Origin of the sequence: Streptomyces sp. NPDC024017, from assembly GCF_040638895.1 — a bacterium.
Lineage (GTDB): Bacteria > Actinomycetota > Actinomycetes > Streptomycetales > Streptomycetaceae > Streptomyces.
The window spans coordinates 56,417-78,877 of the sequence record NZ_JBEZYZ010000001.1 but is presented as its reverse complement, the minus strand read 5'-3'; the positions used below and the strand labels follow the sequence as shown (position 1 = coordinate 78,877).

Below are 22,461 nucleotides of genomic sequence, written 5' to 3'. Positions count from 1 at the left end.
GGAGCACTGATGCCGCAGATCACCGTCGACTATTCCGCCGACCTCGCGGACGGCTTCGACCGGCCCGGCTTCGCGAAGGCGCTGCACGAGGCGACGGTCGAGATCGCGGCCGCCAAGCCGCCGGCGTGCAAGACCCGGTTCCGCCCGACCGAGGACATCGTGGTCGGCCCCGAAACCGAGGGGCACGCCCATGTGCATGTCCACATCGCCCTGCTCGCCGGCCGCACCGACGAGACCAAGGCCCGGCTCACCCAGGCCGTGCTGGAGCTGCTGCGGACCCACCTGAAGCCCGCCGAAGGGCTCGCGCTGCACGCCTCCGCCGAGGTCCGCGACCTGGACCCGTCGTACGCGAAGTTCGAGAGCTGAGTCGGCTCAGCTCGCCAGGGCGACGAGCCGGCCGGCCAGGTACGCGAACGGGCCGTCGGCCGGCTCGTCCTTGACGATGCCGCGCAGCAGCGCGGCCATCTCCTCGTCGTAGGCGGCACTGACCGCGGCGAGGGCCGCGAAGTCGTTGACGAGCTGGGGCTCCAGTTCCTCGCGCGGGATGCGCCGGCCGTCCAGCCAGATCAGTGCCGTCGACTCGGCGAGCGAGATCCAGGAACGGACGACCAGTTCGAGGCGCGCGGGCGGATCGGTCACGCCCAGGTGCGAAAGGATCTGGACATACGCGGCCTGCCGTACGGAGTCGACGAGCGCGTTGGTCGTCGACGAACCGACGGCCGGACCGCCCCGCATGAGGGCGGAGAAACCGGGCCCGTGCTCGTCCACGAAGTCGAAGTAGCGGTGCATCACGCGCAGCAGCCGCGCCCCCAGCGGACCCTCGTGAGGCTCCACGAAACGGGCCGCGAGGTCGTCCGAGGCCCGCTGCAACGCGGCCTCGTACAGGCTGAGTTTGCCGGGAAAGTAGTGGTAGACCAACGGGCGTGAAATGCCCGCGGCCGACGCTATCTCGTCGATGGAGACCTCGTCGGGCGAGCGGCGGCTGAACAGTTCGAGGGCGACGCCGATCAACTGCTGCCGCCGCTCCTCGACTCCCATTCTGCGGCGAACCCCGATAGTCATACGAACACCTTACCGATCGTTTCCGGCCTCGAACGGTCCGGATCGATCGCGGGGTTCGACGGACCTCACGGGACGGACCCGAGATCCGCCCCCGTCAGCGCAGTCCGCCGAGCGAACGCCCGTCCTTCAGGGCTCCCTTGAGCTGGGCCTGTGCCCCCTGCTCGGCCGGCACGGTCAGCCGGCTGCTCTGCGCCGCCCCGTTCACCCCGCCCGTCGCCCGGATCGACGCGGTCTCACGGCCGCCGGCGGCCAGCAGGTACCAGTCACCGGCCTTCGACTTCCACAGCACCCCGGCCAGCACATGCGGGTCGCGCGGCCCGCACGACGGGACGTTCTCGGCCTTGGCCGCCACCGCCCCGTACGCCCCGCCCGGCGTGTGGAACTGCGCCAGCACCCGCGCCCCGCCGCCCCGCCAGGTCTCGGCCCGCGTGCACACCCACGCCGCCGAGCCGCTCGCGTCGGGCAGCGGCTGCTCGTTGAACGCCCAGGCGTTGACGCTCCGCACTCCCGCCGAGCGCACCGTGCCGAGCGAGCAGGCGAACGGCTGCCAGGTGTGCAGCGCCGCGGCGCCGGACACCTCTGCCGGGGAGCCCGGCCGTCCGGCGGTGAGCCGGGCCGGGACCAGTTCGCCGAGGTCGGTCAGCAGCCGTGTCCTGGTGCCGTCGGTCAGCTGGAGCACGTTCCACGAGGTGCAGGGGCCGGACCGCAGGGCCGGGCTGGCCAGCGGTGCGGTCACCCCGTCGGTGAGCGCGAGGTCCATCGCCCCGGAGCTGGGCTTCATCAGGTCCCGCTCGCCCGCCTTCTTCACCCAAGGGGCCGTCAGATAGCGGACGTTGCCGTCGGACCGGCCCAGGACCACCGCGCCCGCCTCGGCCCGGCCGGCCCCGTCGACCCGGGCGAAGTCGAGGGCGGCGCCCTGCGTGCCGTCCTTCGGCTCGGCGTACCGGGCGATGCGCAGACCGTCGTAGAGGATCACCACGTGCGCCGCGTCGACCGTCCCCGCGTACAGCAGCTGGGGCGGCCCGGCCGGGCCGCCGGAGAGGGTGCCGGGGGTCGCCGACACCTGGACCGTCTCGCCGGGGCGGGCCCACACGGCCAGGGCGCGGCGCAGCAGGGCCTTGTCGCCGGTGCGGTCGCCGCGGGCCGGCCACACGGAGAAGTCGGTGCGCGCCGAGCTGCGCCACGCCAGGGGAGGGACCCGCATCAGCTTCGCCGGGTCCAGCGCGGCCTGCGCGGCCGGGTTGCGCGCGTACGGAGGTGCCGCGGCGCCGTCGGGGCCCCAGCCCTCACCGGGCAGGCCGAGCAGTGCCCCGCAGACCAGCAGGGCGGCACCGGCGGCCAGTGCGGCCTTCAGGTGCTGGCGGCGGCGCATCAGGTCGGTGGGGCGGGCCTGGAGCGAGCAGGGGTCGAACTCGGGGGAGTCGAGCAGCCCGTACTGGGCGGGGATCCCGTCGGCCTCCAGTACCGCACCCTCCGGGTCGGCGACGCCCGCCGCCGCGAGGACCTTGCACACCCCGTCGTCCGTGAGCCGCTCCATGCCGCGCAGCGCGTACGCGGCCCGGGCCGGGCCCGACAGGGTGGACAACCGCTGGTCCAGGGCGAGTTCGTCGGCGCCGCCGGAGCGCGGGAACAGCTTCAGGCCCCACACGTGCGGCAGCAGCGGCGGCAGCTGGGACCTCTTGGGCCACGCCTTCGCCCGCAGCGGCAGCCCCGCCTCCAGTGCCGTGCGCAGCACCTGGAGGCGGACCAGGGCGTAGCCCGGGTCGCCGTCCCGGCCGGTGGACTGGGCCGGGATCACCGGAGCGGGGGTGCGGTTGCGGGGGAGTGCCCGCTGGGTGAGGGCGTGTGCAGTCAGGACGCGGCGGCTACGGCCCAGACCGGGTGGCAGCACCAGGTAGGCCAGCCGGACGAGCCGCGGGTAGTGCTCGACGAGCGCGGCCTCGGCCTGCTCGACGTCGACGACCGGGCCGGCGGGGGAGGGTGGTGCGGGGCGCTGGGCGACATCCTGTGACTGCACGTTCAGCAGAACGAGCGAATCGTTGGATGGTCACCTGGCTGCGGAGCGTCACGCCCCCGGGTGCTCCCCGGGTTCCACGAGCAGCCGGGCGTAGTTCGCCATGGACCGCTGGTAGCGCGGCAGATGCGGGGCCAGGGCGCCCAGGGCCAGCGCCAGGGCCTCCCGGTCGCGGCCGAGGCTCGACAGACACAGGGCGAGGCAGGCGCGTACGGCGTCGTCCAGCTCGTCGGACGGCGCGACCAGCTCGGGCGTCAGCAGCGCGACGGCCTCCTCGGCCCGGCCGATGTTCCGCAGGGAGCTGGCGAGCTGGATCTTCGTCCGGCGGGCCTTGTAGGGGCTGACGTCGGCGAGGCCGTTGTTCAGCGCCTCCCGGTAGAGGGGGACCGCCTTGTCGGAGCGGCCCGTGGAGTCCCAGGCGCAGGCCTGCTCGAACGGGCCGAGCGGACTGCCCTCGGGCAGCTCGGCGACGAGGGCGTCGACGTCGGCGCGGAAGCGGGCCTCGTCCTCCTCCGTCTCGGCGTAGTCGTCGAAACGGTCCCACAGGGCGGCCACACGGTCTTCCCAGTCCTGATCCACTCGGACACCCTCGCACAGGAGTGCACAGCGGGTCAGCGGAATTTTGAGCACGGCGGGCACCGCACCCGTATCGAAGGCGAGAGCCTCTTGCCGGGGCTCCGTGCGGCATGCGTCCGGATCGTGCCGTGACAAGGACCGTGCCGACAAGGACCGGAGGAACAGATGAGGGTGACCCGACCGATGCTCGCGCTGAGCGGCGCGGTGGCGATACTGGCGCTGACCGGCTGCGGCGGATCCGGCGACAAGGACGAGGCGGCCGTTCCGGAGGCGGTGACCGGCAGCCTGGAGCACATCGCGGCCGAGGCCGACTGCAAGCCGAACATGCAGACCGATGCCGACACCATCCGCCAGGCCCTCTGCAAGAAGGGCAAGGAGAAGTACGTCCTCGCGACCTTCGCCACCGACCGCGGCCAGCGCGAGTGGCTGAACAGCGCCAAGGACTACGGCGGCTACTACCTCGTCGGCCGCAAGTGGGTCGCCGTCGGCCAGCAGAAGACCGTCACGGCGCTGCAGGGCACCCTCGGCGGGACCATGGAGGAGGGCTCCGAGCACATGAACCCCGGTGGCAGCCACAACAAGGGCGGTCACGACGGTGGCAGCGGCCACCACGGCTGAGCGCGCAGTCCGGAACAGCGGAAAGCCGGCGGTGGGAATTCCCACCGCCGGCTTTCCGCATGATCGGGTCCGGACTTACTGGCAGTCCTCGCCGTTGTTGATGCACTGGACCATCTCGTTCATCACGTTCTCGTCGAAGAAGTTGATGAAGTCGTTGTGGTCGGTGATCGCCTTGTGCAGCTGCTCCGGGAAGGAGTCCACCGCGAAGGCGTTCTGCACCTGCCCGTTGTTGATCTGCGGCGCCTGGACGTCGTAGACCAGGCGGACCTGGAGCTGGGGGATGGCCTGGAAGCCGTTCGAGCAGCTGCCGTCCGCCTCGACGAAGTCGACGTGGGTGCGGTGGTTGGCGCTGTCGATGTTCTGGCCGTCCCAGCAGCTCTGGAAGTTGGACGTCCGCACCACGGAGCTGCCCTCGGGGCAGAGCGGGTACTTGTCCGTCACCTGCCGGTCCTCGAAGCCGGTGCAGCTCCAGGAGGTGTTGGCGTTGTTCAGGCCGTTGGTGAGGGACTTGGCGTCACCGGTGATGATGCGCAGGGCCTTCGGCATGGCGACGACGTCGCTCGTCCGGTTGCCGACGAACTTCAGCTGCGCCTCGGCGGGCTCGACGATCTTGCCGACGTTGCCGTCCTGGCCACCGCCGGGCTGACCCGCGTCGATGTCGTCCGAACCGTCCTGGATACGCAGCACCGGCCAGAAGTACGACGACTTGTCGCCCTGGTTCTGGCAGGTCGTCTCGGCGTTGGCCAGGTCCTCGTCGCTCGCGAAGGCGTCGTTGCTCTGGTTGCCGACGTAGTCGTGCTGGTGCTGCGCGCCGTTGGAGACACCGGGCGCGACGATCACGTTGTCCGAGTTGCGGTTCTCGTTCTCGTTGGTGCCGCAGTTCGTGGTGAACGAGCCCGTGGAACCGCCGTCACCGTTCGCGGCGAGACCGTTCGGCAGGTTGCGGGAGTTGGGCTGGACGTCCTCGATGTTGATGAAGTCGTCCGCCGCCGGGCCGTTGTCGGCCTGCCCGCCGTTGCCGCCCTGGTCCTGACCGCCCTGGTCCTGGCCGCCCTGGTCCTGGCCGCCCTGGTCCTGGCCGTCCTGGTTCTGGCCGTCCTGGTTCTGGCCGTCCTGGTTCTGATCACCGCCGGCCTGGCCGTCATTGGTGTTGGCTTCGGCGGCCATGCCCTGGCACGTGGCCAGCTGCTCGAGGTTGGCCGGGGCCTGTCCGCCCACCCGCCGGATGTTGATGCCGATCCGGTCGATGACCGCGGTCCGCTTCGACTTCAGCGGGCCGAGGATGGCGTTGTCGACGAAGCCCGAGTCACCGGCCTGGGCCTGACGCGTGGAGGCGAGACGGGTGTAGGCCTCGCTGATCTGCTTGTCCAGGTTGGCCAGCTCCTTGTCCACCCCCTGGCGAGCACCGTCCGGCACGTCGGTCAGCTTCTGTCCTACGTCCGGGCACTGGATCGTGGCGATCTGTGCGCCCGCGGACTTCGTCTGGTTCGCCGAGTTCTCCTCATGCGCCGAGGCATAGAAGTTCGCCCAGATCAGCCCGCCCCCACCGAGCGCTAGGGCCGCCGATGCGGCAATGGCCTTGGTGGCCAGCGGCGTACGGCGTTTTCTTGTGTTGCGTCCCATGGAACTCCTCTGACTTCCTTTTTCGGGGGCATCGAGGCGCCCGACAGGAGTGAAGCGGCGCCCTTCCATACGGAGGGCGTCCCACGGGTGTTCAGGGGTCCCGGAAATTGATGCGAGATTCGTGAGGACTCTGTGTTCTCAACAGCCGCTGGAGCACCGGGAGTTGTTGATCATCCACGCTGGGTGAACGTGCGGGTCCGGTTTCACCGGCCGTGGTCGAGATACGCGAGAACCGCCAGCACGCGACGGTTGTCGTCGTCCGAGACCTCCAGCCCCAGTTTGGCGAAGATGTTGGCGGTGTGCTTGGCGATCGCCCGTTCCGTCACGACCAGTTTCCCGACGATCGCCGCGTTGGTCCGGCCCTGCGCCATCAGCTCCAGCACCTCCCGCTCCCGGGGCGTCAGCCGCGCCAGCGGCCGGTCGTCGCCCGACCGGCGGGCCAGCAACTGCTGGATGACCTGCGGGTCCATCGCCGTACCACCGGCGGCGACCCGTCGTACGGCGTCCACGAACTGCTCGGCGTCGAACACCCGGTCCTTCAGCAGATAGCCGACCCCGCCGCTGCCGTCGGCGAGCAACTCACGCGCGTACAGCTGCTCCACGTGCTGGGAGAGCACCAGCACCGGCAGTCCGGGCCGTTTCCTGCGGGCGTCGAGCGCGCACTGCAGGCCTTCGTCGGTGTGCGTGGGCGGCAGGCGTACGTCGACCACGGCGACGTCCGGGTCCAGCTCGGCCAGCGCGGCGGCCAGTTCGGGGCCGGTCTCGACGGCCGCCGCGATCTCGAAGCCGTGCGCCTGCAGCAGCCGGACGAGCCCGTCGCGCAGCAGGAAGAGGTCTTCGGCCAGGACTACGCGCAAGGGATCTCCATGGTGACCATGGTGGGGCCGCCGACGGGGCTGCTGACGGCCAGGACGCCGTCGAATGTACCCAGTCGCCGCTCGACCCCGGCCAGTCCCGAACCGGCCCCGATCACCGCACCGCCCTTGCCGTTGTCCGTGACGGTCGCCCGGAGCATGCCGTCCGCCTGGTGCAGGTCGACCCAGATCCGGTCGGCGTCCGAGTGCTTCACGGCGTTGGTGAGCACCTCGCTCACGGCGAAGTACGCGGCCGACTCCACGGGCGCCTGGGCCCGCCCGGGCAGATCCACGCTCACCTCGGTGGCCACCGGCAGCCGCAGCGCCAGCGCCCGTACCGCGTCGCCCAGGCCGCGCTCGGCGAGGACCGGCGGGTGGATGCCGCGCACCAGCTCGCGCAGCTCGGACAGCGCCTCCACCGAGGACTTGCGGGTCTGCGCGATCAGCTCCTTGGCCTGCGCCGGGTCCTTGTCGAGGAGCGCCTCGATGGTGCCGAGGTCCATGCCGACGGCGACCAGCCGGGCCTGGGCCCCGTCGTGCAGGTCCCGCTCGATGCGCCGCAATTCGGCGGCGGAGGCGTCGACGGCGTCGCGCCGGGTCTCGGTCAGCACCCGCACCCGCTCGGCCAGTTCGCCCTGGTCAGTGCCGAGCACGGCCCGGGTGAGCCGGAAGTGGACGTCCAGCAGGCGCGGGGTGAGGAAGTGCGCGAGGAACAGCAGCACCAGACCCAGGGCCGCCGCGCCGAAGGCGGACGCCTGGCCCGTCACCGGCACGAACCCGTACCAGTACCCGTCGGGGAAGACCCGCCACAGCCCGATGGCGAGCGCGAACCCCTCCAGCGGATAGAGCAGCAGCACGGCCGGCAGCAGCGCGGTGACGAACCCGGCGGTCATGTCGACCGGCAGCCACCGCAGGTCCCGCCAGGTCGCCGGGTCGCGCAGCATGCCGAAGGTGCGCGCCCAGGGGTTGGCGTCCTCCGGCAGCGGCCGGTACGCCGGGGGGATCCGCACCCCGCCCCACTCCGCCGCGAGCACCCGCCGGGCGTTCGCGAACGCCCGCACCCCCGTCAGTACGTACGGCGTCGTGACGAGCCCGACCCCGATCGGGATGAGCGCGATCGAGACCAGGGACAGGCAGAAGCACAGCACCGCCCCCGGCAGGGAGACGAGGGCCAGCGCGAGCCCCCGCACCGCGGCGAGCCCGATGCCCCGCCCTGTCGTCCGCCCGTTGCCGTTCTTCGTGTCCATGGTCATGGCGTCAGTCTCGCCGAGCGGACGTGCCGGGTCACGGGGCCGGGACACCCGGCCGGGGGTGGTGCTGGGTACACCCCGGACGGGTCGTTCAGGTACTGGCGCCGGACGCCAGTACCTTCGCCTCCACCTCCGGATCGAGGCCCGAGCGCGGCCGGTCCGGGCGCTGGGGCACCACGCCCCCGAGGTCCTGGAGCCACCGCCAGGTGTCCGCCACGGTCTCCTCGACGGGCCGGCAGACCAGCCCGGCCCCGACCGCCCGGGAGACGTCCGCGCTGTGCAGGGCGTCGTACAGGTCGCTGCCCGGCGGCACCCACACCGGCAAGTCGGTCCACGGCTCGATGCCCGCCTCCAGGATCACCCCGGGCTCGGTCCAGCGGAGCTCGGCGTCACCGCCGGTGACCCGGACACAGGCGTCGAGCAATTCGCCCATGGTGGTGTGCCCCTGCGGACTGACCAGGTTGTACGGCCCGCTCAGCTCCCGCTCGGCCGCGAGCAGGATCCACTCGGCCAGGTCGCGGACGTCCACGTACTGCAGGGGCAGTTCACGCGGGCCCGGCGCCAGCACCGGACCGCCGCGCGCCGTCCGGCCCAGCCACCAGGGCAGCCGGCCGATGTTCTCGTACGGGCCGAGGATCAGCCCGGACCGTACGAGCACCGACCGGTCCGCGCCGAAGGCGTCCAGCACGGCCAGTTCACCGCCCCGCTTGTCCTGCGGGTACGCGGTCTGCTCCGCGTCGGCCGACGCCCCCTCCGCCAGGGGCGCGTTCTCGTCGTACCCGGCGGGCGGGGCCCACGCGTACACCGAACAGCTCGACACGTACACGTACCGGCCGGCGCGGCCCCGCAGCAGCCGCGCCGAGTCCCGCACCGCGCGGGGCGCAGCCGACCACGTGTCGACGACGACGTCCCACTCGCCCGGGTCGTCGGCGAGGGCGGCGAGACCGCCGGGCGCGGTGCGGTCGCCGAGCAGCGACCGCACGCCCGGCGGCGCGTCGTGCCGCCCTCGGTGGAAGACGGTCACGTCCCAGCCCCGCCCCAGCGCCGCCTCCACGACGGCCCGCCCCACGAACTCCGTACCACCCAGCATCAGAAGTCTCATGCCGGTGACTCTGCCCGGTGGGGCGAGGGGAGGGAACGGTGATCTGCTGTCAGCAGACAGGACGGAGCGGGGGCGGGACGGGCGCGCGCCTCAGTGCGCCGTCGGCGGCACGTACTTGTAGCCCACGCGGCGCACGGTGCGGATCGTGTCGCGGTGCTCCGCACCCAGCTTGCGGCGCAGGCGGGCGATGTGGACGTCGACCGTGCGGCCGTCACCCACGTGCCCGTAGCCCCACACCGTGCCGACCAGCTGGTCGCGGGTGTGCACCCGGCCCGGGTGCGCCACGAGGTGCGCCAGCAGCTCGAACTCCAGGTACGTGAGGTCGAGCGGCTGCCCGGCCACCCGGGCGGTGCGCTGCACGGTGTCGACGCGGATCAGCGGCTCGCCGCCGGGCTCGGCAGCGGTTTCCGGGCCGGCGGCCTGCGGCAGGTCGGGCACCGCCACCGGGAACGGCGGCTGCTGGTCGGCCGGGACGAGCACCAGGTAGCCGATCATCGGCGGCTGCCCCGGCAGCGTGGGCAGGGTGTGCTGCGGCGCCGGCAGCCAGGTGGCGCCCGGCGGGAGGAGGTCCGCGACCGTCACCACCTCGTCCCGGTCGACGGCGCGCAGCCGATGCCGGGGGCCGTGCGGCGCGGGGGCCTTGAGAGGGGCGGCGGTGGACAGAGAACGAGTGGTCGCCATGAGAGGTCAGCTCTTTCGCGCGAGGAGTTCGTCGGGGAGGTCGACGGCCGCGATTCGTGGTCGGGCTCGCCGAGGGACGTACGCGGTTCGCGCTGGCCGAAGGCCGGGGTGTACGGCTTTAGAGGGCCCGCGCGTTCATCGCGCGGCAACACACCCGGTCGAAATCGTGGTCCTGGCGGGACGGCCAGAAGGGCTCGAGGTCATGGCGACCCGTCGCGGTGTACTTCTGGAAGCTGGCCATGGGCCCATTGAAGCAGAGGCGCTCGCCCGCCGGGAGCCTTCTCTCACTGCTTGGACACCTGCCGGCCGGCCGACAGGCCCGTCAGGTCCTCATCCCACCAGGCGCTTGCGCCACTCCAGCGGGGTGACGTCGATGGCCTTGCCGGGGTCGCCGTCCCACTCCGTGGACAGGCCGGCCGACGTCAGCGCCGCGACGACCTCGTGGCCGACGGCCGTGGTGGTCTGCTCGGAGCCGTCGAACCCCCCGTAGTACAGCGACAGACCGTGGCCCTCCGCCGCCGCGCGGGTGCCCTGGCGGTGGAAGAAGACGAAGCCGCGCACCGTCGACGCGTCGTCCACTTCCGCGCCGATCTCCGTCATGCCGCAGCCCCGGCAGCAGGTGAAGTCCTCACGGGCGATGATCCCGCCCTCCTCCAGGGCCGCGAAGGCCCGCTCCAGCCGGTCCGGATCGGTCGGCCCGGTCCACGCCTCCTGCTCGTCGACCTGCTCCACCCACAGCCGCTCGACGATCTCGCGGGCCTGCGCCGGGGATATGGGCGAGGAGTCCTCCCCGTCCTCCATCAGATACACGGTCTCGCGGATCAGCGCCTCGATGCCCGCGTATCCGTCCCGGAGCATCCCGCGGACGTACCCCTCGGCCCGCGCGGCGACCTCGGGCGCGAGCGCGGGAGGCTTCTCGGGCAGCCCGAACTCCTCGCGCTCCCAGGTGACTCCGGCGTCCCAGCCGTCCTCCTGCCGCGCCCAGCGCACCATCACCTCGGCGACGAGGCCGGGGTCGGTCACCCGCGCCACCCACAGGTGCGGGACGGAGCCCGTGCGGTGCTGGAGGTCGTAGACGCCGCCCTCGTCGTGGGCCGTCTGGATGAAGACCAGTGGCCGGTCCGGTATGCGCTGCACGACGAGGAAGTGGTCGTCGGCACCGCCGATTCGCTCCACCAGCTCGCGCAGCTCCCGCGCCGAAACCCGCGCGTACGTCCGCCCGCTCTCCGTCAGCACCTTGACCGCGAGGCCCCCGTCGATCATCTCCATGCCCTCACCATGGCACGCCCCACTGACAACGCGAGGGGGCGCCCACCGCGAACGGTGAGCGCCCCTCGGGAGCGATGAAGCGCGCCGGTCAGACCTGGCCGGCCTTCTCCAGCGCCGAGCAGCAGGTGTCGACGAGCAGACGGGTCACCACGTACGGGTCGACGTTGGCGTTCGGACGGCGGTCCTCGATGTAGCCCTTGCCGTCCTTCTCGACCTGCCACGGGATACGGACCGAGGCGCCGCGGTTGGAGACGCCGTAGGAGTACTCGTTCCACGGGGCGGTCTCGTGCAGACCGGTCAGGCGGTCGTCGATGCCGGCGCCGTAGTTCTTGACGTGGTCGAGCGGCTTGGAGCCCTCACCGAGGGACTCGGCCGCGGTGATGATCGCGTCGTAGCCCTCGCGCATCGCCTTGGTCGAGAAGTTGGTGTGCGCACCGGCGCCGTTCCAGTCGCCCTTGACCGGCTTGGGGTCGAGGGTGGCGGCGACGTCGAAGTCCTCGGCGGTGCGGTAGAGCAGCCAGCGCGCCACCCACAGGTGGTCGGAGACCTCCAGCGGGGAGACCGGGCCGACCTGGAACTCCCACTGGCCGGGCATGACCTCGGCGTTGATGCCGGAGATGGCCAGACCGGCCTTCAGGCAGTTGTCCAGGTGGGCCTCGACGACGTCACGGCCGAAGATCTCATCGGCGCCGACACCGCAGTAGTAGCCGCCCTGGGGGGCCGGGAAGCCGCCCTTGGGGAAGCCGAGCGGGTAGCCGTCCTTGAAGAACGTGTACTCCTGCTCGATGCCGAAGATCGGCTCCTGCGCCGCGAACTTCTCCGCGACCTCGGCCAGCGCCGCACGGGTGTTGCTGGCGTGCGGGGTGAGGTCGATGTTCAGGACCTCGCACAGCACGAGGATGTCGTCGCCACCGCGGATCGGGTCCGGGCAGGAGAAGACCGGCTTGAGCACACAGTCCGAGGCGTGGCCCTCGGCCTGGTTGGTGGAGGACCCGTCGAAGCCCCAGATCGGCAGCGCGTCGAGACCGGCGGGGGCGCCCGCGATGATCTTGGTCTTGGAGCGCAGTTTGGCCGTCGGCTCGGTGCCGTCGATCCAGATGTACTCAGCCTTGAAGGTCACGGGCCACATCCTTCGGGGGTGTGTCTGGGCGCGTATCGCGGGTGCTGCGGCGCCGCGGCACCGAGGCGCCGCGTCTGTTGCCGCCCGGCAGCCTCGCAACAGGCGATTTCCCGGCCATTGCTCGAATGTGAACCCCGTGTTACCTGGTGATGCTGTGCCGCACTTCACGCAGAGAGGGCGTTTTTGCCGGAGGCGGCGCCGGTCACCGGCTCCCCTCCGTCAAGCCGGTGACCGGCGCCGCACGTTCCGGACGCGCCGGTCCTGCTGCCCCTGGCCGGGGGCAGCAGGACCGGTGACACGTACGAGGGGCGGCCGAGGGGGTGGCCGCCGCCTCATCGATTCAACGGGTCGTACGGCCTCACCCCACCTTCTCGATCAGGGCCCGGCGGATCAGGAACTTGCCGGGCTCACGGACCTGTTCGAAGGCCGCGTTGTTGAGCAGCGCACAGCTGCCGGAGACCGAAGTGACCTCCACCGTCGTGGACTTGTTGTTGTCCAGGTTGGTGACCTTCAGCTTCGTGCCGGCCGGGAACTGGTTGCTGGACGCGGCGGGCGCACCGCCCTCGCCGGAGAGCGTGACCGTGGAGCCGTTGCACACCTGCTGCCCCGAAGCCGCGGCACCGCCACCGGGGTCGGCGGCGGGGGCGGACTCGGCGGGCTGCGAGGGCTGTGCCGATGCGGCGGGGTCCGAGGGCTGTGCCGACTGGGCGGGCTGCGACGGCTGCGCGGTCTGGGAGTCCTGAGCCGACTCCCCGACAGCGCACCCCGACGCCTCCTGCTTCCGCTTGATCTCCGCGACGACCGCCTCGCGGTTGGCGATCCGCGCCTCGGACTGCGCGTCGGGGTTGGCCCGCTGGTCCGCGATGAACTTCTGATTGTTGCCGAGGGCGGTGGCGAGACCCAGGCAGACGGTCGATTCCGACGCCGACTTGGGGGTCTGGGCGGCGTTCGACGTGCTCGCCATGACGAAGGCCCCGCCTCCCGCCACCGTCGCCGCACTCACCAGCAGTGCGAGCTTCTTCTTCGTGCCGAGCGTTCTCCTGCGCGACATGCGCGCCTCCTGAAGAGGTAGGGGAGCGTACGCCGCTATGTACGAGATACCGAACGAGGTTACTCAGCGGTTACAGGAGTCACTCAAGTGACCTGTGCCACAGGCAGGCCGGCGGGTCGTCAGTGCGTCAGCGCGACAGGGCGTCCCGTACGGCCTCGTCGGTGCGGCCGACCACTGCCGTGCCGTCGTCCGCGGTGATGATCGGGCGCTGGATCAGCTTCGGGTGCTCGGCCAGCGCCGTGATCCAGCGATCGCGCGAACCGGCGTCCCGCGGCCACTCCTTGAGTCCGAGCTCCTTGGCGTCGGCCTCCTGGGTGCGGGTGATGTCCCAGGGGTCGAGACCGAGGCGCTCGAGCACGCCGCGGATCTCGTCCTCGCTCGGCACGTCCTCCAGGTAGCGGCGGACGGTGTAGTCGGCGCCCTCGGCGTCGAGCAGCGTCAGGGCGCTGCGGCACTTCGAACACGCGGGATTGATCCAGATCTCCATGTGTGCACGGTACGCGCCGACCAGCTTGTTCGATTTCCTGACGCCCCACCCGCACCTCCCGGACCTGCCGTGACGTGACGTCAATTCCCCGGCTCACCTGGGCGTTTGCTGGACTCTGCGGACTCCCCGTTGTCAGTGCCCGGCGGTAAACTGTAAGCAGTGTTCGAGGGTGGCGCCGGGGATGCCGACGTCTTCGGTGAGCCGCCCGACCGCGACAGGAGGATGCCTGTGCCCGCTGCCGCCCTGAAGTCGAAGCCGTTGCCCACCCAGTCCACCGCGAAGCGCCCCGTCCAGCTCGACCTGCCGTACGTGCCCGTGGAGAAGCGGCCGCTGCCGCCGGGCCGGCCGCGCCAGTGGTACGTGACGCACAACCGCCGCCTCAAGGCGATGCGCCTCGCCATCGCCCTGCTCGACTCGGGCGTCTACATGCCGAACCAGGCCCGCAACGAGACGATCCGCGACACGGCGGAACTGATCGGCGTCCACCCGCCGTCGGACACGACGTGCCACATGGTGCGCGCGTTCATGCGGTACGCACGCTGAGTCGAGGCAGCCCACGACCGGAGCGCCGGGTACCCCTTCGCGGGGTGCCCGGCGCTCGCTCATGCGGCCCGGCCGGGCGCCGTGACCGCCGGCGGGTTCAGGCGGGCGAAGCCCTCCTGGCGCTCGTAGGGGAAGTAGGGGTACGGCGCCGGGCGGTGGCTCGCCGCGTCGAGTTTCGCCACCTGCTCGGGGGTGAGGCTCCAGCCGACGGCGCCGAGGTTCTGGCGCAACTGCCGCTCGTCGCGGGCGCCGATGAGGACGGAGGACACGGTCGGTCGCCGCAGCAGCCAGTTGAGGGCGATCTGCGGCACCGCCTTGCCCGTCTCCCGCGCGATCTCGTCCAGGGCGTCGACCACGTCGTAGAGGTGCTCGTCGGAGACGGGCGGGCCGTAGTCGGCGGTGCGGTGCAGGCGGCTGCCGGGCGGGATCGGGGTGCCGCGGCGGACCTTGCCGGTGAGCCGCCCCCAGCCGAGCGGGCTCCAGACGATCGCGCCGAGGCCCTGGTCGAGGGCGAGCGGCATCAGCTCCCACTCGTAGTCGCGGCCGATCAGGGAGTAGTACACCTGGTGCGCCACATAGCGGGGACGGCCGTGCCGCTCGGCGGCCGCGAGGGACTTCATCACCTGCCAGCCGGAGAAGTTGGAGACGCCGGTGTAGCGCACCTTGCCCGCCTGGACCAGCGAGTCGAGCGCGGCCAGCACCTCTTCGACCGGCGTCCCGGCGTCGAAGGCGTGCAGCTGGAAGAGGTCGAGGTGGTCCGTGCCGAGCCGGCGCAGGGCGTCCTCGCAGGCGCGGATCAGCCGGGAGCGGGAGGAGCCCGCGTCGCCCGGTCCGTCCCCCATCGGCAGGCTCGTCTTGGTGGAGAGGATCACCTGGTCGCGGCGGCCCTTGATCGCTTCCCCCAGCACCTCCTCGGACGCGCCGGCGGAGTAGACGTCGGCGGTGTCGAACATCGTGATCCCGGCGTCCAGGCAGATGTCCACCAGGCGGCGCGCCTGCTGCGCGTCGGTCGTGCCCCATGCGCCGAAGAGCGGACCCCGCCCGCCGAAGGTGCCGGCTCCGAAGCTCAGCGCCGGGACCATGAGCCCCGACGCGCCCAATCGCCTGTATTCCATCTCGGACCCCTCTCGGGAACGCCCTCTGTCTAATGGGTCTATGGTTCCGTTAGTGGTCACTAAGGTAGCAGGGTGAGGTCGCTAATGAAACAGGAGTGCCGTTATGGCTGACGGAGGCGAGCCGGGGACCGTACGGCCCGGGGGGCGCACGGCGCGCGTGCGGGAGGCGGTGCTGCGAGCGGCCGAGGACGCCCTGACCGAGCAGGGCCTCACCGGCCTGGACCTGGCCGACGTCGCTCGCCGGGCCGGCGTGGGCAAGACGACGGTCTACCGCCGCTGGGGAACGGTGGCCGCACTGGTGGCCGACCTCCTCCAGGACATGGCCGAACAGTCCGCGCCGCGCACCGAGACCGGCTCGCTGCTCGGAGACCTGACGGCCAACGCCCGCCTCGTCCAACGCACGTTGACGGATCCTCGGCAGGGGCCGTTGTTCAAGGCGCTGATCGCCGCCGCGACCGGCGACGCGAGAACGGCCGCGGCACTGCACCGCTTCTACGACATCCGAGTCAGGGAATGGGCTCCCTGTGTCCGGCAGGCCGTCGACCGGGGCGAGGTACCCGAGGGCACCGACGCGCACGAGGTGGTTCGCGCCGTCTCCGCCCCGCTCTACTACCACCTGCTGATCAGCGGGGGCCCGCTCGACGAGACCACGGCCACCCGGGCCGCCGAGGCCGCGGTGACGGCGGCGCGAGCGGGGGTGTACGCACGAGACGGGGGCGGGGTGTAGGCCGGGTCCCGTGCGTGTCCCGCCCTGCCGCCGGTTTCGCGGCCGCCCGGGCGATGTGCCGCAGGGTTTCGCGGTCGCCCGGCCGTGGTGCTGCCGGGGTCTCGTTCGGACGTCTGTGCGGGATCACCCGGGTCCCGTGCGCGCGGTCGGCGCCGCCCGCGGCCTCGGACGCCTCCGTCCGGTGCCGTGCGCGTCACGCGTGCATGCCCGGTGCTCGGGCCCGCCCGCCCGGGCCGACCCGCTCAGCCCGCCGCCAGCTCCTTCTCCAGTGGTGTGCGGAAGCGCGGGGTGATCCTGGTCGTCCCCACCCAGCCGCTGAGCCGCTCCGCCTCCGACTCGATCGCCGCGCGGGCCTCCCGGCCGATGCCCTCCTCGTCGAGGATCCGCCAGGTGATCTCCCCGCCGGGCCGCTGGGCCCAGCCGCCGACCACCCGCCCGTTCCACCACACCGTCGGCCCGACGTTGCCGCTGCCGTCGAACAACCGGGGCCGCAGCTCCGGGGCCAGATACCAGTCGCGCTGCTGCCACCCCATCGCCGTCGGGTCGAGGCCGGGCAGCAGCGCGGCCCAGGGCTCCTCGGGTGACGGCGCCGGGCCGGCGTCGCCCGCGGCCACGTATCCCGTCCCCTCATCCAGCGACACCGGCTCCGCTCCGATCGCGGTCAGGGCCCTGCGGACCTCCGTCACGCGCCAGCCCGTCCACCACTTCAGATCGGCCTCGGTCGCCGGGCCGCACGCGGCGAGCCACCGTCCGAGAAGCTCCGCCTGCGCCTCGGCCGTGTCCCGTTCGGCGTGCTCGGGTGCCACGGCCCAGCGGAACTGGCCGGACGTCCAGGAGCCGAGCGGCCGGCCGCGCACGACCTTCCCCTCGACGCCCAGCACCCTCAGCAGCCGGGTCGAGACCGTGTGCGTCCCCTCGTAGCTCTTCCCGGGCGCGTACACGAACTGCTCCCGCAGACGCGGCTCGTCCTGGGCGAGTTCGGCCGCCGTCGCCTGGCCACGCCGGGCGAGCGCCGCCAGCGTCGATTCCTCGACCTCCTTCAGCCAGGCCGCGTCCGGCGCCCCGGCCGTCGCCATGTGCTTGAGCAGCGAGGCCCTCTCCCGGGCGGCGACCGCCAGACCCGTCGAGGCGTGCACGACGGCCGTCAGGCGGGTGGGGAACACGAACACCGTGTGCCGCATGCCGTGCATCCGCACCAGGGAACGGTCCTCGTACAGGGCCCGCCCCGTCTCCTCGACGGTCCCGGCGGGGTCCGCGAGCCGCGCGCCCACGGCCAGATACACCGTCGCCGGGTCCGTGCCGTGCAGCGCGACCAGCGCACCGGCGACCTCCTCGGGCGTCTCCACCCGAGCCTGCCCGGCCAGCCGCTGACGCAGTGCGAGCCGGGCCCGCCGCTCCGCCACGCCGATGTACCGCGCCCCGCCCATGCCGGCCTCCACTCCTCAGGTGCCTCCGACCCCACCGCTCATCATCGCGGACGCCACTGACAACCGGCCCCGACCGGCCTGCACGCCTCAGGCGTACCGCTCCAGCAGCTCCGTCACATACGCCTCCAGCCGCCCGCCCAGCACCTTTGGCGTCAGGTCGGTCCGGCCCAGCTCCCGCCACGGCCCCGCCAGCTTCGCCGCGTCGGGGACGTAGGCCAGGGCGTCGAGCAGCCGCCAGTACAGATGCTCCGGGCCGTCGGCCAGGCGGCGCCCGCCCCGGGCCTCGTAGCGCTCCCGGAAACCGATGCCGTACTCGGGGCCGTGCAGCAGCGCGAGTGCCGTGGAGCAGTGGGCGACGTCCAGGTCGGCGGGCCCCCACGAGGTCTCCACCCAGTCGACGACACCACTGACCCGCAGACCGGCCCCCGCACCCGTGAACAGGACGTTCCCGGGGTGGAAGTCCCGGTGCAGGAAGCAGCCGTCGTAGGGCGGGGGATCGCGGCGGATGACATCCACGGCCCGCTCCCACCCCGGAGGGACCGCCGCCGGCGACGTCCACGCCTGGTACGCGCGCGGGCGCTCCCGGGGGACGACCCGGTGGATGCGGGCCAGTTGACCCGCCAGCAGGTCCACCCGGGCGTCGAGTTCCTCCTCGTCGACCCGGACCCGCCCCGGCAGCACGGACATCAACAGGGACGGATGGTCGCAGTGTTCGCCGGTCGCGTCCACGCCGATCAGCTCGGCGGCCGGCACGCCCTCCTGCTCCGCCAGCAGCGTGAGCATCTCCGCCTCGCGGGCCAGCAGCCCGGTCGCATGCCGCCGGAAGAAGGGCTTCACGAAGGTCCGCAGCGCCAGTTCGGTGCCGTCGTCGAGGGTGAGCCGCCGCATCTGGGCGCTCCAGCCGCCGGTCAGAAAGGACGACGTGCTAACCGTACGGCCCTCCGGGAGCTGCTTGGCCACCCATGCGCGGGTCGCCGTCCAGCCCTGCTCGCCGAGCCCGGTCAGGACGGCGGTCACGAACTCCCTCCGGTCGTCGGGATGGTCGCGGAACCACACGCCCAACCGGTGCCCGGCGTCGGGGAGTTCCCAGTGGGTGAACTGCGCGCGCCGGGCCAGCGCCTGGGAGAACGCCTCCGTCACGGCGGGCGGGATGACCTCGTCCGTGCCCGGCACCGCGAGCACGGCCCTTCCCTCGAACCCTCGCAGGACGTCGAGCGCGGGTGCAGCGTGCCAGCTCCCGGGCCTGCGGATGATCTCGCTGAACCGCCCGTCGCCCGCGCCGAACGGCGCGTCCCACGCCTCGCCCGCGTACACCGCCGGCGCGCACAGCCCCAGGGCCGCCACCCGGTCCCCGTAGTGCCCGACGAGATCCGCCACAGTCTGGCCGCTCATGCTGAACCCGACCAGGACCAGCGGCCCGTCCACGCGCGCCCGGGCGTCGATGACGGAGACGGCCTGTTCGAAGCGGCGGCGCAGGCTCAGTTCCCGCAGCAGGCCGGTGCTCTCCCCGTGCCCCGAGAAGTCGAAGGCGAGGGCGTGGCAGCCGTGGGCGGCGAACTCCGCCAGCAGCGGCACCAGCCGCTCCTTGCAGCCGTTGCCCGCGCCGTGCAACAGCACGACCGTCGCCCGGCCCGGCTCACCGCCGCCGCTGGACAGCCCGCTGAGCCGTTCGCCGCCGAAGACGTGCGTGAAGGGGATCAGCTCACTCATGCGGCCATTCACTCACGTGGCCCCGCCCCCCTGAGGGGCGCTCACAGTCCGGGCGCTCCCCACACCGGGAACCAGCGGCTCAGATCCTGCTCGATGCGCAGATCGTCGGAGAGCGCGGCCCGCACCTGGAGTTCGAGTGCGTTGTCGCGCCGCTGCGTGCCGTCCGGCAGGGGCGCGAACGGGTAGAACGTACCGCGCTTGTAGAGGTAGACCAGCGCGAGCCGCCGGCCGGAGAGGTCCTCGAACCCGGCCAGGGAGCACAGCAGCTGAGGGCCGAACCCGTTGACCTCCAGCTGGCTGTTCACGGCGTGCAGGTCGTTCACGAGCGCGGAGAGCCGGCCGGGGTCGCGGCGGGAGACCAGCCAGGAGTAGCCGTAGTCGTCCTGCCGCAGCTCCACCGGCGGGCCGTCGCGGTCGGTGTCGGCGTCCAGCAGGGCCTGCACCTCGCGGTGAGACTGCTCGAAGGCCGCGCCCTCGACGGTGGCGAAGCACACCGCGCCCTGCCCGGTCGGCGTGAAGCCCGCGGCGGCCTCCAGCGTCACGGCCGCCGAGGGCAGCGCGAAGAGCCGGTCGAGATCCGCCACGACCGGTTTCGTCCGGCCGAGCAGGATGTCCAGCAGCCCCATGTGTCGATCACGCCCCTCCGGGTGCCGCCGCCTCGCCCAGTTCGGCGGAGATCCGGCCCAGCTGGCCGAGCCGCTGCTCCAGGCTCGGGTGGGTCGAGAAGAGCCGTGCGATCCCGGGCTCGCGGCCCAGCGCCGGCGTGAAGTAGAAGGCGTTGAAGGCCTGGGCGGTGCGCAGGTCCTTGGTCGGGATGCGGGCGATGTCGCCGGTGACCTTGGTGAGCGCGGAGGCCAGCGCCGAGGGCCGGCCGGTGAGCTGCGCGGCCGCACGGTCCGCGGCCAGTTCCCGGTACCGGGACAGGGCCCGGATCAGCAGGAAGCTGATCGCGTAGACGGCCGCCGCCACACCCATCACCGCGGCGAGGACGGCAGCCGTGTTCTGGTCCCTCCTGCCCCCGCCGAACAGCTGCGAGTAGAAGGCGAACCGCACGATCAGCCCCGCGAGCACCCCGAGGAACGACGCGACGGTGATCACGGCGACGTCCTTGTGCGCCACGTGCGACAGCTCGTGCGCGAGCACGCCCTCCAGCTCGGCCGGCTCCAGCCGCCGCAGCAGCCCGGTCGTCACACACACCACCGCGTGATCGGGGTTCCGCCCGGTCGCGAACGCGTTCGGCATGTCCATACCGGACACGGCCACCACCGGCTTCGGCATGTCGGCCAGGGCGCACAGCCGGTCGATCACCGCGTGCAGCTCGGGATACTCCTCGCGCTCCACGACCCGCCCGCGCATGGCGTACAACGCGATCCGGTCGGAGAACCAGTACTGCGCGCCGAGCAGCGCCGCCGCGATCACCACGACCAGCACCCACGACTTCAGCAGCACGATCAACGCGGCGACGAACGCCACGTACAGCAACCCGAGCAGGAACAGCGTGACCCCCATCCGGGTGGTCAACCGCCGATCGCTCCGGAACCGGCTGTGCATCTGCATCACCCCGCAGTCACGCACTCGTCCCACAGCCAGTGTGCACCCGGGGCTCCCCATGAACGGGTCGCGATCGGCCCCAGGACCGGCAAAGCCGTCAGCCGTTTGGGGCCACCGCGTACCCCGGCACGGACGGCCAGCGCACCGTCAGTACGACCGACTCCTCCTCCGCGACCCACGAGTGATCGACCCCGCGCCCCCACACGACGTAGTCCCCCTGCCGCTCCAGCAGCACGCTGCGCCCGGGCAGTTCGACCCGGAACCGCCCGCTGACGAGCACCAGCAGCGCGGTGCGCTCCTCCCCGCGCACCCACTCCGCCCGCTCGTCCCCCGGAGGATGAACACCCCACTTGATCTCCACGGCCTCGCTGTGCCGCGGATCCCCGGCGTCCTTGAAATGCCCGAGAATCCATCCCCGGTCCAGCGCGGCGTCCTTGCCGGCGTTGCCCACGTACACACGGTCGTTCACGGGGTCGGACGCTAGCAGTCGACGCGTGACGCCATATCCATGCGCACCGCCGGAGGGGTGGTGTGAGATCGGGCTATGGCGATCGTGTTGAACGTGCCGGGGATCGACGACTTGAGCGAGGCTGTGGGCGTACTGCGGGAGTGGCAGTACGACGGGGCGCCGATGCAGCTGCATCCGGGAGACGTGGGCTGGTTCTGGCGGTTCGGTGCAAGGGCGACGGCCGCGGCGGTGCGGACCTGGAGCCGTGACGGGAGGATCCTCGCCGTCGGGCTGCTGGACGGCCCCGAGCTGCTGCGGCTGACGATCGCACCGGACGCCCAGCAGGACGAGGAGCTGGCACAACGGCTGGTGGGGGACCTGGCCGAACCGGAGCGCGGCGTGCTGAAAGAGGGCAAGGCGTACGTCGAGGCGCCTCTCGGCACACCGGTCCAGGACCTGCTGTTCCAGGACGGCTGGGACACCGACGAGCCATGGATGCCGCTGCGCCGCGACCTCACGGAGCCGGTCGAGGACCCGGGCGTGCGGATCGAGGTGATCGGGCCGGAGCAGGCGCATGTGCGGGCCGCCGTGCAGCGGGCGTCGTTCGACAGGTCGACGTTCACGGATGCGCACTGGCACGCGATGGCGGCCGGACCGCCGTACGCCGACGCCCGGTGCCTGGTCGCGTACGACGACCGGGGCGACGCGGTGGCGGCGGTGACGGTGTGGTCGGCCGGTCCGGGGAAGCCCGGGCTGATCGAACCGATGGGCGTGCACCGGGACCATCGCGGGCAGGGCCACGGCAGGGCGATCACCGTCGCCGCGGCGGCCTCCCTGGGGGAGCTGGGCTCGTCGAGCGCGCTCGTCTGCACCCCGAGCTCCAACGCCGCCGCCGTCGCCACCTACAAGGCAGCCGGCTTCGAGCCACTCCCCGAGATCCGTGACCGCCGACGCGACGCCGTTTAGTACGGCGCCCTGAAGTTGATGTACCCCAGCAGCACGATCACCGCCGCCACGCACCCGAGCACCACGGCGGTCGAGATCCACGAGGAGCGGCGGCGGGAGCCGACGTGCTCCGGGTCGGCCCGGAACGGCACGGGCCCGGGCGGGTTGTGCTTCCAGCGGGCGGCGAGCATCCGGGCCCTGGCCGAGGGCTCCTTGTGCTCGGCTCCGTCCGCCCATCTGAGGTCGAACTCGCGCTCCTGGTCGTCCTGTTCGTGCTCGGGCATTCCC

General features: G+C 72.2%; 24 protein-coding genes. 5 read left to right on the top strand and 19 right to left on the bottom strand.

The window, feature by feature from the left end:
* The first annotated feature begins 9 nt into the window (after window positions 1–9).
* The gene (locus AB0G20_RS00370; protein WP_361293501.1) at window positions 10–366 is read left to right on the top strand and encodes a 5-carboxymethyl-2-hydroxymuconate Delta-isomerase; all 357 of its coding nucleotides are present in this window, start codon (window positions 10–12) and stop codon (window positions 364–366) included.
* 6 nt (window positions 367–372) lie between these two features.
* Here the strand turns inward: AB0G20_RS00370 and AB0G20_RS00365 are convergent, their stop codons facing one another.
* The 3 genes from AB0G20_RS00365 to AB0G20_RS00355 all read right to left on the bottom strand — a co-directional run bounded on the left by AB0G20_RS00365 (window position 373) and on the right by AB0G20_RS00355 (window position 3,655).
* Window positions 373–1,062: a TetR/AcrR family transcriptional regulator gene (locus AB0G20_RS00365; protein ID WP_361293498.1), complete on the bottom strand. Its 690-nt coding sequence runs from the start codon at window positions 1,060–1,062 to the stop codon at window positions 373–375.
* A 94-nt stretch (window positions 1,063–1,156) separates the two neighbouring features.
* The gene (locus tag AB0G20_RS00360) at window positions 1,157–3,079 is read right to left on the bottom strand and encodes a hypothetical protein (RefSeq protein ID WP_361293495.1); all 1,923 of its coding nucleotides are present in this window, start codon (window positions 3,077–3,079) and stop codon (window positions 1,157–1,159) included.
* A 48-nt stretch (window positions 3,080–3,127) separates the two neighbouring features.
* Window positions 3,128–3,655, bottom strand: a complete 528-nt coding sequence (locus AB0G20_RS00355) for a tetratricopeptide repeat protein (protein WP_361293492.1) — start codon at window positions 3,653–3,655, stop codon at window positions 3,128–3,130.
* A 162-nt stretch (window positions 3,656–3,817) separates the two neighbouring features.
* Between AB0G20_RS00355 and AB0G20_RS00350 the strand changes: the two genes are divergently transcribed.
* Window positions 3,818–4,270: a hypothetical protein gene (locus AB0G20_RS00350; protein ID WP_361293489.1), complete on the top strand. Its 453-nt coding sequence runs from the start codon at window positions 3,818–3,820 to the stop codon at window positions 4,268–4,270.
* A 75-nt stretch (window positions 4,271–4,345) separates the two neighbouring features.
* Here the strand turns inward: AB0G20_RS00350 and AB0G20_RS00345 are convergent, their stop codons facing one another.
* From AB0G20_RS00345 to AB0G20_RS00305, 9 genes are all read right to left on the bottom strand, one after another.
* Complete coding sequence (locus AB0G20_RS00345) at window positions 4,346–5,893, bottom strand: DUF1996 domain-containing protein (RefSeq protein WP_361293486.1); 1,548 nt, start codon at window positions 5,891–5,893, stop codon at window positions 4,346–4,348.
* A 203-nt stretch (window positions 5,894–6,096) separates the two neighbouring features.
* Window positions 6,097–6,750 carry a response regulator transcription factor gene (locus AB0G20_RS00340; protein WP_361293483.1) on the bottom strand — a complete coding sequence of 218 codons (654 nt, stop codon included), beginning with the start codon at window positions 6,748–6,750 and terminating at the stop codon, window positions 6,097–6,099.
* Window positions 6,741–8,000 (bottom strand): sensor histidine kinase, encoded by a 1,260-nt coding sequence (locus tag AB0G20_RS00335; protein WP_361293480.1) that lies wholly within the window; start codon window positions 7,998–8,000, stop codon window positions 6,741–6,743. The genes AB0G20_RS00340 and AB0G20_RS00335 overlap by 10 nt, the downstream gene beginning before the upstream one ends.
* Before the next feature lie 88 nt (window positions 8,001–8,088).
* On the bottom strand, window positions 8,089–9,099 hold the full coding sequence (locus tag AB0G20_RS00330; protein WP_361293477.1) for an SDR family oxidoreductase: 1,011 nt from the start codon (window positions 9,097–9,099) through the stop codon (window positions 8,089–8,091).
* Between the two features lie 90 nt (window positions 9,100–9,189).
* Entirely contained in the window at window positions 9,190–9,780 is a 591-nt protein-coding gene (locus AB0G20_RS00325; RefSeq protein ID WP_361293474.1) for a winged helix-turn-helix domain-containing protein, read from the bottom strand.
* 330 nt (window positions 9,781–10,110) lie between these two features.
* Complete coding sequence (locus tag AB0G20_RS00320; RefSeq protein WP_361293471.1) at window positions 10,111–11,049, bottom strand: hypothetical protein; 939 nt, start codon at window positions 11,047–11,049, stop codon at window positions 10,111–10,113.
* Between the two features lie 88 nt (window positions 11,050–11,137).
* Window positions 11,138–12,169: a glutamine synthetase gene (glnII, locus tag AB0G20_RS00315; RefSeq protein ID WP_361293468.1), complete on the bottom strand. Its 1,032-nt coding sequence runs from the start codon at window positions 12,167–12,169 to the stop codon at window positions 11,138–11,140.
* Window positions 12,170–12,527: 358 nt separating this feature from the next.
* Window positions 12,528–13,220, bottom strand: a complete 693-nt coding sequence (locus tag AB0G20_RS00310) for a hypothetical protein (RefSeq protein ID WP_361293465.1) — start codon at window positions 13,218–13,220, stop codon at window positions 12,528–12,530.
* A 127-nt stretch (window positions 13,221–13,347) separates the two neighbouring features.
* Complete coding sequence (locus AB0G20_RS00305; protein WP_361293462.1) at window positions 13,348–13,707, bottom strand: arsenate reductase family protein; 360 nt, start codon at window positions 13,705–13,707, stop codon at window positions 13,348–13,350.
* A gap of 228 nt (window positions 13,708–13,935) precedes the next feature.
* Between AB0G20_RS00305 and AB0G20_RS00300 the strand changes: the two genes are divergently transcribed.
* Window positions 13,936–14,250 carry a hypothetical protein gene (locus AB0G20_RS00300; protein ID WP_361293459.1) on the top strand — a complete coding sequence of 105 codons (315 nt, stop codon included), beginning with the start codon at window positions 13,936–13,938 and terminating at the stop codon, window positions 14,248–14,250.
* A 59-nt stretch (window positions 14,251–14,309) separates the two neighbouring features.
* Here AB0G20_RS00300 and AB0G20_RS00295 read toward each other — a convergent pair whose 3' ends face one another.
* The gene (locus AB0G20_RS00295; RefSeq protein ID WP_361293456.1) at window positions 14,310–15,365 is read right to left on the bottom strand and encodes an aldo/keto reductase; all 1,056 of its coding nucleotides are present in this window, start codon (window positions 15,363–15,365) and stop codon (window positions 14,310–14,312) included.
* Window positions 15,366–15,468: 103 nt separating this feature from the next.
* On the opposite strand from AB0G20_RS00295, the gene AB0G20_RS00290 reads away from it, so the two are divergent.
* Window positions 15,469–16,092: a TetR/AcrR family transcriptional regulator gene (locus AB0G20_RS00290; RefSeq protein ID WP_361293453.1), complete on the top strand. Its 624-nt coding sequence runs from the start codon at window positions 15,469–15,471 to the stop codon at window positions 16,090–16,092.
* A 242-nt stretch (window positions 16,093–16,334) separates the two neighbouring features.
* On the opposite strand, the gene AB0G20_RS00285 is transcribed toward AB0G20_RS00290, so the two are convergent.
* The 5 genes from AB0G20_RS00285 to AB0G20_RS00265 form a co-directional block, all read right to left on the bottom strand.
* Window positions 16,335–17,519: a winged helix DNA-binding domain-containing protein gene (locus AB0G20_RS00285; protein WP_361293450.1), complete on the bottom strand. Its 1,185-nt coding sequence runs from the start codon at window positions 17,517–17,519 to the stop codon at window positions 16,335–16,337.
* 87 nt (window positions 17,520–17,606) lie between these two features.
* Entirely contained in the window at window positions 17,607–19,229 is a 1,623-nt protein-coding gene (locus tag AB0G20_RS00280; protein WP_361293447.1) for an alpha/beta fold hydrolase, read from the bottom strand.
* 41 nt (window positions 19,230–19,270) lie between these two features.
* Window positions 19,271–19,855, bottom strand: a complete 585-nt coding sequence (locus AB0G20_RS00275; protein WP_361293444.1) for a hypothetical protein — start codon at window positions 19,853–19,855, stop codon at window positions 19,271–19,273.
* 7 nt (window positions 19,856–19,862) lie between these two features.
* Window positions 19,863–20,780 (bottom strand): zinc metalloprotease HtpX, encoded by a 918-nt coding sequence (gene htpX / locus AB0G20_RS00270; protein ID WP_361293441.1) that lies wholly within the window; start codon window positions 20,778–20,780, stop codon window positions 19,863–19,865.
* A 97-nt stretch (window positions 20,781–20,877) separates the two neighbouring features.
* Window positions 20,878–21,249, bottom strand: coding sequence for a signal peptidase I (locus AB0G20_RS00265; RefSeq protein ID WP_361293438.1), 372 nt, complete (start codon window positions 21,247–21,249; stop codon window positions 20,878–20,880).
* Between the two features lie 75 nt (window positions 21,250–21,324).
* On the opposite strand from AB0G20_RS00265, the gene AB0G20_RS00260 reads away from it, so the two are divergent.
* Complete coding sequence (locus AB0G20_RS00260) at window positions 21,325–22,194, top strand: GNAT family N-acetyltransferase (protein ID WP_361293435.1); 870 nt, start codon at window positions 21,325–21,327, stop codon at window positions 22,192–22,194.
* On the opposite strand, the gene AB0G20_RS00255 is transcribed toward AB0G20_RS00260, so the two are convergent.
* Entirely contained in the window at window positions 22,191–22,457 is a 267-nt protein-coding gene (locus AB0G20_RS00255) for a hypothetical protein (RefSeq protein WP_189594574.1), read from the bottom strand. The genes AB0G20_RS00260 and AB0G20_RS00255 overlap by 4 nt on opposite strands.
* Between the last annotated feature and the right edge of the window lie 4 nt (window positions 22,458–22,461).